General features: G+C 61.8%; 14 protein-coding genes and 1 pseudogene. 9 read left to right on the forward strand and 6 right to left on the reverse strand.

The features are described from left to right. Positions 1–2: 2 nt before the first annotated feature. Together lysA and lptM are read right to left on the reverse strand one after the other, a co-directional pair. Positions 3–1250, reverse strand: coding sequence for a diaminopimelate decarboxylase (lysA, locus tag AC07OP_RS10595; RefSeq protein WP_092355839.1), 1248 nt, complete (start codon positions 1248–1250; stop codon positions 3–5). A 9-nt stretch (positions 1251–1259) separates the two neighbouring features. Next, complete coding sequence (gene lptM / locus AC07OP_RS10600) at positions 1260–1430, reverse strand: LPS translocon maturation chaperone LptM (RefSeq protein ID WP_010207449.1); 171 nt, start codon at positions 1428–1430, stop codon at positions 1260–1262. 238 nt (positions 1431–1668) lie between these two features. Here lptM and cyaY point away from each other — a divergent pair, with 238 nt between their 5' ends. The 3 genes from cyaY to rnk all read left to right on the forward strand — a co-directional run bounded on the left by cyaY (position 1669) and on the right by rnk (position 2767). After that, on the forward strand, positions 1669–2001 hold the full coding sequence (cyaY, locus tag AC07OP_RS10605; RefSeq protein ID WP_065926683.1) for an iron donor protein CyaY: 333 nt from the start codon (positions 1669–1671) through the stop codon (positions 1999–2001). Between the two features lie 2 nt (positions 2002–2003). Then, positions 2004–2222: a DUF1289 domain-containing protein gene (locus AC07OP_RS10610; protein ID WP_115485699.1), complete on the forward strand. Its 219-nt coding sequence runs from the start codon at positions 2004–2006 to the stop codon at positions 2220–2222. Between the two features lie 131 nt (positions 2223–2353). Next, complete coding sequence (gene rnk / locus AC07OP_RS10615; RefSeq protein ID WP_115485496.1) at positions 2354–2767, forward strand: nucleoside diphosphate kinase regulator; 414 nt, start codon at positions 2354–2356, stop codon at positions 2765–2767. Here rnk and AC07OP_RS10620 read toward each other — a convergent pair. From AC07OP_RS10620 to AC07OP_RS10630, 3 genes are all read right to left on the reverse strand, one after another. Then, the gene (locus tag AC07OP_RS10620; protein WP_495100835.1) at positions 2764–5604 is read right to left on the reverse strand and encodes a class I adenylate cyclase; all 2841 of its coding nucleotides are present in this window, start codon (positions 5602–5604) and stop codon (positions 2764–2766) included. The two genes, rnk and AC07OP_RS10620, sit on opposite strands and share 4 nt — an antisense overlap. A 168-nt stretch (positions 5605–5772) precedes the next feature. Continuing rightward, the gene (locus AC07OP_RS10625; RefSeq protein ID WP_027608325.1) at positions 5773–6027 is read right to left on the reverse strand and encodes a TIGR02647 family protein; all 255 of its coding nucleotides are present in this window, start codon (positions 6025–6027) and stop codon (positions 5773–5775) included. Between the two features lie 95 nt (positions 6028–6122). Beyond that, entirely contained in the window at positions 6123–6407 is a 285-nt protein-coding gene (locus AC07OP_RS10630) for a hypothetical protein (protein ID WP_495100836.1), read from the reverse strand. Positions 6408–6532: 125 nt separating this feature from the next. Here AC07OP_RS10630 and AC07OP_RS10635 point away from each other — a divergent pair, with 125 nt between their 5' ends. Next, positions 6533–7192, forward strand: coding sequence for a glutathione S-transferase family protein (locus AC07OP_RS10635; RefSeq protein ID WP_495100837.1), 660 nt, complete (start codon positions 6533–6535; stop codon positions 7190–7192). A gap of 37 nt (positions 7193–7229) precedes the next feature. Here the strand turns inward: AC07OP_RS10635 and argH are convergent, their stop codons facing one another. After that, positions 7230–8624: an argininosuccinate lyase gene (argH, locus tag AC07OP_RS10640; RefSeq protein WP_141607570.1), complete on the reverse strand. Its 1395-nt coding sequence runs from the start codon at positions 8622–8624 to the stop codon at positions 7230–7232. Between the two features lie 389 nt (positions 8625–9013). On the opposite strand from argH, the pseudogene AC07OP_RS10645 reads away from it, so the two are divergent. The 5 genes and pseudogenes from AC07OP_RS10645 to AC07OP_RS10665 all read left to right on the forward strand — a co-directional run. Next, positions 9014–9130 (forward strand): annotated as a pseudogene (locus AC07OP_RS10645) (sensor histidine kinase); the annotation flags it as partial. Next, the gene (locus AC07OP_RS10650) at positions 9127–9873 is read left to right on the forward strand and encodes a LytR/AlgR family response regulator transcription factor (RefSeq protein WP_115485499.1); all 747 of its coding nucleotides are present in this window, start codon (positions 9127–9129) and stop codon (positions 9871–9873) included. The pseudogene AC07OP_RS10645 and the gene AC07OP_RS10650, both read left to right, overlap by 4 nt. Positions 9874–10010: 137 nt before the next feature. Next, positions 10011–10952, forward strand: coding sequence for a hydroxymethylbilane synthase (hemC, locus tag AC07OP_RS10655; RefSeq protein WP_495100838.1), 942 nt, complete (start codon positions 10011–10013; stop codon positions 10950–10952). Then, positions 10949–11707 carry a uroporphyrinogen-III synthase gene (locus tag AC07OP_RS10660; RefSeq protein WP_495100839.1) on the forward strand — a complete coding sequence of 253 codons (759 nt, stop codon included), beginning with the start codon at positions 10949–10951 and terminating at the stop codon, positions 11705–11707. The genes hemC and AC07OP_RS10660 overlap by 4 nt, the downstream gene beginning before the upstream one ends. Positions 11708–11725: 18 nt before the next feature. Further along, on the forward strand, positions 11726–12850 hold the full coding sequence (locus AC07OP_RS10665; protein WP_141156289.1) for a uroporphyrinogen-III C-methyltransferase: 1125 nt from the start codon (positions 11726–11728) through the stop codon (positions 12848–12850). Positions 12851–12853 lie beyond the last annotated feature (3 nt).

Consider the following 12853-nt stretch of genomic DNA (forward strand, 5'->3'; position numbering starts at 1 on the left):
GCTTACTCCGGCAGCAGGCTTTCGCCAGCATACAACTCGGCTACCGTCTCGCGGCGACGCACTTCAAACGCTTGATCACCGTCCACCAGCACCTCGGCGGTACGCCCGCGGGTGTTGTAGTTGGAACTCATGACAAACCCGTAGGCACCGGCCGAATGCACGGCCAGCAGGTCGCCTTCTTCCAGGGCCAGTTGACGATCCTTGGCCAGGAAGTCGCCGGTCTCGCAGATCGGGCCGACGATGTCATAGGCGCGCGCTTCGCTGTTGCGAGGCGTCACGGCGGTGACATTCATCCAGGCCTGGTAGAGCGCCGGGCGGATCAGGTCGTTCATCGCCGCATCGACGATGGCGAAGTCCTTGTGCTCGGTGTGCTTGAGGTACTCGACCTGGGTCAGCAGCACGCCGGCATTGGCGACGATATAGCGGCCCGGCTCGAACATCAGCGTCAGGTCGCGGCCTTCGATGCGCTCGCGCACGGCCTGGATATAGTCGGCGATCGCCGGTGGCTCTTCATCGCGATAACGCACGCCCACGCCACCACCGAGGTCGATGTGGTGCAGGTAGATGCCGCATTCGCCCAGGCGGTCGATCAATGCCAGCAGGCGGTCGAGGGCATCCAGGAACGGCGGCAGTGTGGTCAGTTGCGAGCCGATATGGCAGTCGACACCCAGCACTTCCAGGTTCGGCAGCTGGGCGGCGCGGATGTACACGTCCTCGGCGTCGGCAATGGCGATGCCGAACTTGTTCTCTTTGAGACCGGTGGAAATGTACGGGTGGGTGCCGGCATCGACGTCCGGGTTGACGCGCAGGGAGATCGGCGCACGAACGCCCATCTCGGCCGCGACGACTTGCAGGCGCTCCAGCTCGTCGGTGGATTCGACGTTGAAGCAATGTACGCCGACTTCCAGGGCTCGGCGCATGTCTTCGCGGCTCTTGCCGACGCCGGAGAACACGATCTTGTCAGCCTGGCCGCCGGCGGCCAGGACCCGTTCCAGCTCGCCACGGGAGACGATGTCGAAACCGGCGCCCAGACGCGCCAGGACATTCAGTACACCCAGGTTGGAGTTGGCCTTGACGGCGTAGCACACCAGGTGCGGTACGCCATCGAGAGGGTCGGTGAACGAGCGGTATTGGGCTTCGATATGCGCACGGGAGTACACGTAGGTCGGGGTCCCAAAGCGCTGGGCAATCGCGGACAACGCCACGCCTTCCGCGAACAGCTCGCCGTCCCGGTAGTTAAAAGCGTCCATGGAGTTCCCTTATTCGTAGGTGTCGTGCTTATGCGCTTTGGAGGGCTTTTGCGACGATTGCGCCTGTTCATTCGGGTCTTTGCTGTCATCGGGCAGGTACAGCGGGCCTTTTTGACCACAGGCACTAACGAGGCAAGCGACCGCGACGAGCGCAGCAAGGGAAGAGATCAGGCGCTTCATGGCGAAATCCTTGAATATGCATTAATTGCGCCCGAGTATACCGACCACCCGCCAGCTTGCCTATGCGCTGAAATACCCGTCCGGCGGGGGTTTGCCGAGATGGTAGGGAAGCGGACTACGCTGGTTGAGGATATTTCACGCCGTCAATCGCGTTGAAATCGGTATCCTTTGCAATCGGCGGGGCTCGCCCGTATCGTGCGGCGCTTGAGCAAAACCAGACACTTTTGAGGTTGCCACAATGAGTTTGACCGAAGCCCGTTTTCACGACCTGGTGGATGCCACCCAAGAGAAGCTGGAAGATATTTTCGACGACAGCGACCTGGATGTGGATCTGGAAAACTCGGCCGGGGTGCTGACCGTCAAGTTCGAGAGCGGCCAGCAACTGATCTTCAGTCGTCAGGAACCGCTGCGTCAGCTGTGGCTGGCGGCGCGCTCCGGGGGCGTTCACTTCGACTACGACGAAGAAAGCGGCAAATGGCAGTGCGACAAAAGTGAGGAGTTGCTGGGCGAGATGCTCGCGCGCCTGGTCCACGAATATACCGGCGCCGAGCTGGATTTCGACGAGATTTGACCGTGACCCAGCCTGCGCCCGTACGCCCGCCCAAGCCGCTGTTCAGTAATGTCAGCCCGGCGGTGCCGTCACCTTGTATCAGTTTGTGTCGCCTTGACGAGCAAAAAGTCTGTCTCGGCTGCTTCCGCCATGTGGAAGACATCCGTGAATGGCGCTCCGCCGATGATCAGCGGCGCCGAGTGATCGTGGCCCAGGCCGAGCAACGCAAGGCCACGCTTTGAGCCCGTCTTGTTTATTTACGGTGCTGTGGTAGTGTCCGGATACGCCTCAACTCATCGAGGCCTGTGAGAACCCCGCCTTTTCCTGGCGGGGTTTTGCTTTTTTGTGCAGAAAAAAGGAGTCTGCCTGAATCATGACCACCGCACCTTCCATCATTCTTACCCGTCTTGACGTGCAGCGTCTGGAGCAACTGATCGACCGCTTGGGCGACGAGTCTCCCGGCGTCGAAGCGTTGCAAGCCGAACTCGACCGCGCCGACGACGTGGTTGGTCACGATGAAGTACCTGCGGGTGTCGTGACCATGAACTCCAGCGTGCATTGCCGTGAGCAAGGCAGCGGCAAGGACTACCACCTGACCCTGGTCTATCCGAAGGATGCAAATGCCGATGCAGGCAAGATCTCGATCCTGGCCCCGGTGGGCAGTGCCTTGCTCGGCTTGCAGGTGGGTCAACACATTGATTGGCCAGCACCCGGCGGCAAGACCCTCAAGCTTGAACTGCTCAGCGTTGAAGGTCAGCCCAAAGACGGCGGTGCCTTCCCGCTCTAAACCTGATTCAACGCCGCATTGAGTGCCTGTTCCAGCTCGGCCTTGTAGCGCAGGTACAGGTTGCTCGGGCTTTGCACATCACCGAGCAGGCCCGACAGGTCGAGGTCGGTGATGTAGCAGCGATAGCGTTCGGTTTCCCGGCGTTGACCGACGATCTCCTGGGCGACCACGGCAAAGAGCTGGTCGCCGAATTCCAGTTCGGAAAACTCCCGCTGATTGCAGTACAGGGTAATGCTCACCTGGCCCTGCGCCGCCTTGCCGATAATCGCCTGCACGTCATAAAACGGTTTGTTGGCGGGATTTTGCGGGGCCGGCCGCGGCTCGACGCCGCGCGCGCGCGTGCCTCCCGATGGCAACAGTTGGTAGTACAAGGTTTGCACCTCGCCCAACGGTTGTTGCGTATCCAAAGGCGACAGCGCTTCCCGGCGATAGATGATCGACTGCAAAAAGCGCTGCAGCGGTGCCAACAGGCTCTGCTCATCATGAAACGGCAAGCTCTGCTGCCAGAGCGCGTTGAATTCATCCAGCACATACAGCTCGGCGACGCCTTCGTTGACCCGGTAGAACACCTGCACGCAATCGGCCATGCCCATGGGCAGCAACAGCGCCAGGTCGTGGTCTTCCAGGGCCATGGCGTCCAGATGCAGCGGGCTGTAGCTGGCCAGTTCTTCGCTGAGGTAGGCAACCAACGCATCCTGGGTCGCCAGTGATACGTGGGTGGCTTGGCCGGGCATCAACTCCATCACGTGATAGTGCTGCTGCACCTGGAGCACGTAGCGGTGATTGCCTTGTCCCAACAACAGGTGCTGCGCGGTGTTGAAGATTTCTTCCACGCGCTGGGCAATGAACTGCGCACGGTTGTGGCAGAAGCAGCGCACCCGCAGGCGAGGCAGATGATCCGACGGCAATTGGTTGAGGTAGTCGCGCAGGCAGTCGAGCAGGGCATGGGGGCCGTCGTAGCGGCTCACCATCACCTCGTTCCAGCTGTTGAGCGTGACCTGATCGAGGGTCAGTACGAGGTTGTCGCGCACACCGGCATAGCTCAGGGAGTCGGTGCGCTCGGTGGTCATCAGGATATTCAGGTCGCGATGATGCTTGAGCGGGTCGACCCCGACGTTGATCAGCAGCAACACTTCCTCGGGCACCGCCGAGCGCAGCAGGCGCGCTTCATCCACGCTCGCCAGGGGCAGGGCGATAGCCTGTTGCAAGCTGCCCAGCAGGTTGAACAGCTCGAACTCGGTCATGTCGCTGGTGCCGGGGTGCAGCGCCAGGCGTGTGCTGCTGTCGATGACGCCGTTGCGGTGACACCAGGTGAGCATCTCCAACAGGTCGCGGCTGCGCTTGATCGGCGCGAAGTGCTCCCATTCCAGGGCCGTGAGGTTACCGTTGTACAGGCCCCAGTGGTGCTGGCCGGGCTCCTTGCGGTTGGGCGATTGCACCAGGGTCAGGGTGTTTTCGGCCAGGTCCGGGGCGATGCCGGGGTTGATGAATTCAACCTTGCCGGCCTTGCGTTCAAAGGCGGCATACAGGCGCCGCCCCAGCACATTGAGGTCGCGCTTGTTGATCAGGCTGACCGTCTGTTCGGTGCGGGCGAACTGGGTCAGGAAGCGATAGCTGTAGTTCAGCTCGCTGACCAGGGCGCGGCGCTCGGAGGCCACCTGGCGCACTTTCCACTGGCTGCGGCTGTCCAGCAGCGCCAGTTGGCGTTGGTCCCAGCCCCATTCGTGGGCCAGGCGCTCCAGCAGCAGGCGTTGCCAGCCGGTGGCGCGCTGGCCGGTGCTGAGCTTGCGGTTGACCTTCAGGTACAGGGCACGACGCACCAGCTCCAGGCGCTCCGGTTCGTTGCGGGCCTTGAGGTATTCCTCGATACGGCGGTACACCACGATGTACGGGTCCAGCTCATCCAGGTCCATGTGGTTGGCGAACACCGCGCGCTTGAAGCGCAGGCTCAGGCAGTGCACGTTCGGGTGTTCGCTGGCGTAGACCTCGGTCAATAGCAGCTTGAGTACCGACTTGTAGGGCGATTCGATGCCCTTGAACAGTTGCCACAGCCCGGCGCCGATGAATTCACCGGGAGGGATGCGCGCCAGGTGGCCGAGGTCGAGGGTTTCATCGGCGCGAATGAAGCGCTTGGAGATCAGTGTGTGGGTGAATTCCGCATAGCGGGTCTCTTCATACACCGGCACCAGCCACCAGATCGGCGTGCGCCCGGCCAGCCAGATCGCTGTGCGGTAGAACTCGTCCAACAACAGGTAGTGCTGGGTCGTGCCGCAGTCGTCCGAGCTGAGTTGGGTATCGCGCTCGCCAAGCACAAAGCGCATCGGCTCGATCAGGAAGAAGTGCGCTTCTGCGCCCATGCCCAGGGCCCAGGCTTCCAGCAGTTGGCATTTTTTGCGCAGTTCGGCGAGCGCGTTTTCGCCCAGGTCGGGAGCGTGGCACACCCACACATCCATGTCGCTCTGGTCGGCCTGGGCGAGGGTGCCGAGGCTGCCCATCAGGAACAGGCCGTGGATCGGTTTGGGTTGATTGACCGGGCGCGGCTTGTAGGAGAACGAGCGGGTCAGGCGCTGGGCTTCCGTGAGTGCCAGGGCGTCGGGCTCGAAATTCGACAGCCCGGCCGGTGTACTGCCCGATACATAACCCGGCAACAGCGGATGATTGACGTGAAAAAACAGCGGCAGCAGGGTCAGCACGCTTTGCTGGCGCGGCGTCAGCCCTTCGATGGCGCGAGCCATGCGACCTTCATTGAGAGCCATGAAGCGCGCGCGCAATTGGGCCAGCACCTTGCGGTCGATGCCTTCGTCCAGGTCAGGGCGGATTTCATGGGTGCGGGTCATGTCGAACTCGGTGGCTCGCAGGGCCCGACGTGGGCGGCCATGTGGGAGTTTACAGCCAGTCGCGCAGGAGGTTTAGAGGGAAATGGTTTTTGACGTCAAAAACCGGGCCATTCCACAGCAGCGCCCTCGGAATCCGCGAGAGGCGGACTCCATGGGCGGTATACGGTATCAGGCAGCTTCTTTGGTGTTGGCGGTGCTCAGGATGGTCAGCAGGGTTTGGGCCTGCTCTGCAGCGTCCCGGCCAAGGCTGGTCAGGTAGCCTCCGTCCGGTTGGTCGATAAGTCCTTTCGCATGGAGACGCTTGGCAGCGGCGATGGCAGAGGGAGCGGCGGTCTGATGGACTTTCAGACCTTCCTTGGTGCTGTCCAAGGGGAAGAGTACAAGGATTTCCAGTTCGGCAACCAACTCAGGGGTATACGACATAAGGACTCCAGACTTTCTAAAATTTATTAGAGGCTAGCAGGCCATAAGGTGAACGCACTTTGCCGAACTGTCCAGCGTGTTGCGGTGTGTCGGGATTATTCCTTTTCGGGCGGCAGCTCAGGCAGTGCCCGCAGCGCTGTTTCATACCATTCGGTATTGAAGGCGCGGTCCTCATCCAGCATCGCGTCGATCTCGAAAGCCAACACGTGAGCCATGAGATTCAGGATCTCTTCACGTTCATAGCCCACCAGGGTCAGTTTATTGAACGTGGCCTTGGCGGCAGGCGGGTTGTCGCTTTCGATTTGGTTTTCGATCGCTTCGATCAAGGTGTTTTCGATGAACGCTTCTTCGTCGCTGTCGATATCGGTCGGCTCGCTCATGGCAGGCTCCTCAAGGAAAGGGCGCCAGTCTACCCCCATTCAGGCAGGTGATGCTGCTGGTCAGGCCGGCCCCGGGGATCTATAACTTCTGCAGCCAACCCCGCACACGGCCTGGAGGCTTTGCGATGCTCAAGCTTTACGGATTTTCGGTCAGCAACTACTACAACATGGTGAAACTGGCACTGCTGGAGAAAGGCCTGCCTTTTGAGGAGGTGCCCTTTTATGCCGGGCAAACCCCTGAGGCCCTGGCGGTCAGCCCCCGTGGCAAGGTGCCGGTGCTGGGCGTGAAGCAGGGTTTTGTCAACGAAACCAGTGTGATCCTCGAATACATCGAGCAGACCCAGGTAGGCCCGTCGCTGTTGCCGGCCGAACCGTTCCAGCGTGCCCAAGTGCTGGCATTGTGCAGGGAAATCGAGCTGTATATCGAATTGCCCGCCCGTGCGTGTTTTGCCGAGGCGTTTTTTGGTATGCCGGTGCCGGAGGCGATCAAGGAGAAATCCAGGGCTGAGTTGCTGTTGGGGATCGGCTCTTTAGGCCGTCACGGCAAGTTCGCGCCTTATGTGGCGGGGGAGGGCTTTACGATTGCGGATCTGTATTTCATGTACAGCGTGAACCTCGCCTGTGCGGTGGGCGAGAAGCTGTTTGGCCTGGACCTGTTGGCTGAATTGCCGGCGGCCAAAGCGTTGCTGGAGCGCCTGCATGCCATGCCTAATGCGCAGAAGGTGGCGGCGGACAGGGAGGCCGCGATGCCGGCGTTCATGGCGATGGTTGCGGCCAAAAAATGATCAAATGTGGGAGGGGGTTACCCCCCTCCCACCTTTTTCAGCGGCTGGCGAGCAGGGCCTGGCCGCGAGCGACCGCAGCCTTCACCTGTGCCGGCGCGGTACCGCCCACGTGATTACGGGCATTCACCGAGCCTTCCAGGGTCAACACGGCAAACACGTCCTGTTCGATCTGGTCACTGAACTGGCGCAGCTCTTCCAGGCTCATTTCCGCCAGGTCCTTGCCGGTGTCGACGCCGTATTTCACCGCATGGCCAACGATCTCGTGGCAGTCGCGGAACGGCAGGCCACGGCGTACCAGGTAGTCCGCCAGGTCAGTCGCCGTGGAGAAACCGCGCAGGGCCGCTTCACGCATGATCGCGTGCTTGGGCTTGATCGCCGGGATCATGTCGGCAAACGCGCGCAGCGAGTCGCGCAGGGTGTCGGCGGCGTCGAACAGCGGTTCCTTGTCTTCCTGGTTGTCCTTGTTGTAGGCCAAAGGCTGGCCTTTCATCAGGGTCAGCAGGCCCATCAGTGCGCCGAATACACGGCCGCTCTTGCCCCGCACCAGTTCGGGCACGTCGGGGTTTTTCTTTTGCGGCATGATCGAGCTGCCGGTGCAGAAGCGGTCCGGCAGGTCGATGAACTGGAATTGCGCACTGGTCCACAGCACCAGCTCTTCGGAGAAACGCGACAGGTGCATCATCGCGATGCTGGCGGCGGCGCAGAATTCGATGGCGAAGTCGCGGTCCGACACGCCGTCCAGGGAGTTGCCGCCGACGGCATCGAAGCCCAGCAGCTGCGCGGTGTATTCGCGGTCGATCGGGTAAGTGGTGCCGGCCAGGGCAGCGCTGCCGAGCGGCATGCGATTGGCGCGCTTGCGGCAATCCACCAGGCGCTCGTAGTCGCGGCTGAGCATTTCGAACCAGGCCAGCAGGTGGTGGCCGAAGGTCACGGGTTGTGCGGTTTGCAGGTGGGTGAAGCCGGGCATGATGGTGCCCGCCTCACGCTCGGCCTGCTCCAGCAAGCCTTTCTGCAAGCGGGTGATTTCGGCCAGGATCAGGTCGATTTCATCGCGCAGCCACAGGCGGATGTCGGTGGCCACCTGGTCGTTACGGCTGCGACCGGTGTGCAGTTTCTTGCCGGTCACACCGATACGGTCGGTGAGGCGCGCCTCGATGTTCATGTGCACGTCTTCCAGGTCGACACGCCAGTCGAACGTACCGGCTTCGATCTCACCGCGGATGGTGGTCAGGCCATCGATGATGCTGTCGCGCTCGGCGTCGGTCAGCACGCCGACCTTGGCCAGCATCGTCGCGTGGGCGATGGAGCCCATGATGTCGTGGCGGTACAGGCGCTGGTCAAAGGTGACGGAGGCGGTGAAGCGGGCGACGAAGGCGTCGACGGGTTCACTGAAGCGGCCGCCCCAGGACTGGTTGGTCTTGTCGGTGCTCATGGATTCGCTCGTGGTCTGCTTATTAAGAGGCATGAAAGTGTGGCGGCGATAATAACAGGGTTGCCCTTGGAGGCGGTGCTGCGGGTCGTCGGCATTTTTATTTGTGCAAAGGATGGCTAAGTGCCTTGCCGCCGACCGCGTCCGGGACGAGACTGGAGGCAGCTGCTTATTGATACGATATTTGACGATTGAGCAATATCGTCTCGGCGAGCGTCTACAGTTGGACTGATAGTGTGTGAATGCACCAAAGTCGGGTAATGCGGTCAGAGCCTGACTATCCATTTAAAAGGGGGGTATTCGGATTGTGTATCAGCAAACCCTACGACGATGCCCGAAGGCAGCAGGTCTTGGGCGCTATTGAACAGGTCCGGGTAAATATGGGTGCCGCTGTCAGGGCACTTTTTGCCGCTCGCGCTAGTCTTAGCGTGGATCGCTGTGACGCAAGTCACCGCACCTGTCTACGCTATCCTTGTGCGAGACTCACGCAGGAATCCAGCGCTATATGAATGTCCTGATCGTTGATGACGAACCCCAAGCCCGCGAGCGACTGAGCCGTTTGGTCAGTGAACTCGAGGGTTATACAGTCCTTGAACCGAGTGCCACCAGCGGAGAGGAAGCGTTGACGTTGATCGACAGCCTCAAGCCGGACGTGGTGTTGCTCGATATCCGCATGCCGGGCCTCGATGGCCTGCAAGTTGCTGCTCGCCTGAGTGAGCGCGAATCGCCACCCGCCGTGGTGCTGTGCGCCTCTCAAGAAGAGTTTGCCGCGCAGGCACTGGAAGCCAGTGGTGTCAGTTTCGTAGTCAAACCAGTGACTGCCGAGGCGTTGCTCAGGGCCTTGAAGAAAGCCGAGCGCCCCAACCGCGCCCAACTGGCTGCCCTGACCCAGCCGGCCGCCCAAAGCGGCAACGGGCCGCGCAGCCATATCAGCGCCCGTACACGCAAAGGCATCGAGTTGATCCCCTTGGACCAGGTGGTCTACTTCATTGCCGATCACAAGTACGTGACCCTGCGGCATGAGGCTGGCGAAGTGTTGCTCGATGAGCCGCTCAAGGCCCTTGAGGATGAATTCGGTGACCGCTTTGTGCGAATCCACCGGAACGCGCTGGTGGCCCGTGAGCGAATCGAGCGCCTGCAGCGCACGCCGCTCGGGCACTTTCAGTTATTCCTCAAAGGGCTTAACGGGGATGCATTGATCGTCAGCCGACGCCATGTCGCCGGCGTGCGCAAGATGATGCAGCAGCTTTAGCCCGAGGGTTTTGGCGAGCCTGTAGTCATTATCCCGGTGCGACGTGGCCAGGGAGGCCCCGCACTTGCTGATTCAAATCAAGGCGTATTTGCCTGAGCTGTTATTATCTGCCGTATCTATTCAGTACGGATTGATCCATGTCCTCTCGCGAAATCCGCATCGCCACCCGTAAAAGCGCCCTGGCCTTGTGGCAGGCCGAATACGTCAAAGCACGCCTTGAGCAGGCCCATCCCGGCCTCAAGGTGACCCTGGTGCCCATGGTCAGTCGCGGCGACAAGCTGCTCGACTCGCCGCTGTCGAAGATCGGCGGCAAGGGCCTGTTCGTCAAGGAACTGGAAACCGCGCTGCTGGAAAACGAAGCCGACATCGCCGTGCATTCCATGAAAGACGTGCCCATGGATTTCCCTGAAGGCCTGGGCCTGTTTTGCATCTGTGAACGTGAAGACCCGCGTGACGCCTTCGTTTCCAATACCTTCGCGTCTTTGGATGACTTGCCTCTGGGCAGCATTGTCGGCACCTCCAGCCTGCGTCGCCAGGCACAGCTGTTGACCCGTCGTCCGGACCTGCAGATTCGCTTCCTGCGCGGCAACGTCAACACCCGCCTGGCCAAGCTGGATGCCGGTGAGTATGACGCGATCATCCTCGCCGCGGCCGGCCTGATCCGTTTGGGCTTCGAAAACCGCATCACCTCGGCCATCAGCGTCGAAGACAGCCTGCCTGCTGGCGGGCAAGGCGCCGTGGGCATTGAATGCCGTACCGCCGATAGTGAAATCCACGCGCTGCTCAAACCCCTGGATCACTACGAGACCGAAGTGCGTGTCACGGCCGAACGCGCCCTGAACAAGCACCTCAACGGTGGCTGCCAGGTGCCGATCGCCTGCTACGCCGTGTTCGAAGGTGAAAACCTGTGGCTGCGTGGCCTGGTTGGGGATCCGGATGGGGGCACTCTGCTGACTGCCGAAATCCGTGGCCCGCAACGTGACGCCATCGCCCTGGGTGTCCAGGTGGCTGAAGAGCTGCTGGACAAGGGCGCTGGCGCCATTCTGCAAAAAGTCTACGGCGAGGCCGGCCCGCAGTGACCGATTGGCGCGTGCTGCTGACACGGCCTGCCGAGGAATCGGCGGCCCTGGCGGCGGCGTTGTCCGAAGCCGGTATCTTCAGCAGCAGCTTGCCTTTGCTGGACACCGAACCGTTACCCGTTACCCCTGAACAACAGGCCGTCTTCGGCGATCTGGGTCGCTACTGTGCGGTGATCGTGGTGAGTAAACCGGCCGCGCGGCTTGCCGTGCAGCAGTTGGATCAAGCCTGGCCGCAACTGCCGTGGTTCAGCGTCGGTGCGGCCACCGCGCAGGTCCTGGCTGATCACGGCCTTCCCGTTCACTATCCCCAAACCGGCGACGACAGCGAGGCCTTGCTTCAATTGCCTGCGTTGCGCGAGGCTATCGCACGGCCCGGTGCGCGGGTGTTGATCCTGCGCGGCGAGGGGGGGCGGGAGCTGCTGGCTGAGCGTTTGCGCGAGCAAGGTGCTAGTGTCGACTACTTGGAGTTGTATCGTCGTTTCCTTCCGGCCTACGACACCGGTGTACTGACCCGGCGCATCCAGTTGGAACGCTTGAACGGCCTGGTGGTCAGCAGTGGGCAGGGTTTTTTGCACCTGCAGGCCCTGGCCGGATCCGATTGGCCACAGGTGGCGCAGCTGCCGTTGTTCGTGCCCAGCCCGCGAGTCGCCGAGATGGCGCGGGCCGCTGGCGCAGAAAAAGTTGTGGATTGTCGCGGCGCGAGTGCCGCGGCTTTGTTAGTGGCGTTACGGAGTCATGCCGTTCCCACTCTCTGATACGCAAAGGACGGATACGTGAGCGAAACAGCCTTGCCTAAAGATGAAACCCAACCCGCACTTGATGCGCCGGTTGAGTCACCGGTCACCGCGCCGCGCCGCGGCAATGGCCTGGCAGTTGTCGCCCTGCTGCTTGGCGCTGCGGGTGTTGCCGCCGGCGGTTGGGGTCTCTGGCAGGTCCGTGCCCTGCAAGCCAGCAGCCAGCACCAGCTGGGCCAAGTGCAGACCCTGGATGACCAATCCCAGGCCCTCAAGCAAAGCCAGCAACAACTGGCTGCACGCCTGGCGCAACTGCCGGGTGCGGATGAGCTCGAGGAGCGCCGTCGCCTGGTGGCCCAGTTGCAGGGTGACCAGCAGCGCTTGAGCCAGCGCCTGGAAACCGTGCTGGGTGCCAGCCGCAAGGATTGGCGCCTGGCTGAGGCCGAGCACCTGATTCGCCTGGCGAGTTTGCGCTTGTCTGCCTTGCAGGACATCAACAGCGCCCAGGCGTTGGTCCAGGGCGCTGATGAGATTCTTCGCGAGCAAAGCGATCCGGGCTCCTACGCCGCGCGCGAGCAGTTGGCCAAGAGCCTTGCTGCGTTGCGCAGTACTGAGCAGCCGGATCGCACCGGGCTGTATCTGCAATTGGCAGCCTTGCGTGATCAGGTCGTGCAACTGGCGGCCATCGCCCCTGAGTACCAACTGACTGAACCCGCATCCCAGGGGCGTCCAAGCACCGATACGGACAACCGCTGGAGCCAGTGGTGGGAGCAGATTTCCCGGTACTTCCGCATCGACTTCAACCCCGACGACAACATTCGTCCACTGCTCGCCGGTCAAGGCCTGAACCAGGTACGCCTGGCCCTCAGCCTGGCCCTGGAGCAAGCACAATGGGCGGCGCTCAATGGTGAATCGGCGGTGTACAGCCGCTCCCTGGGTGAGGCACGCAGCGTGTTGCAGGATAACTTCAACCAGGACAACCCGCAGAGCAAGGCGATGCTGGCGCGTATCGCCGAGCTTGAGCCCAAGGCGGTCTCGGTGGTGACACCGGACCTGGCGGCGAGCCTGGCTGCGGTGCAGGCGTACCTCGAACGTCGTCATCTGTCTGCCGACGAAGCCAAGGCGGCTGCCACGCCGGCGGCCCCGTCGGCGAAGCAGGAGTAGAGC

The organism is Pseudomonas sp. GW821-FHT09D08, from assembly GCF_059416305.1.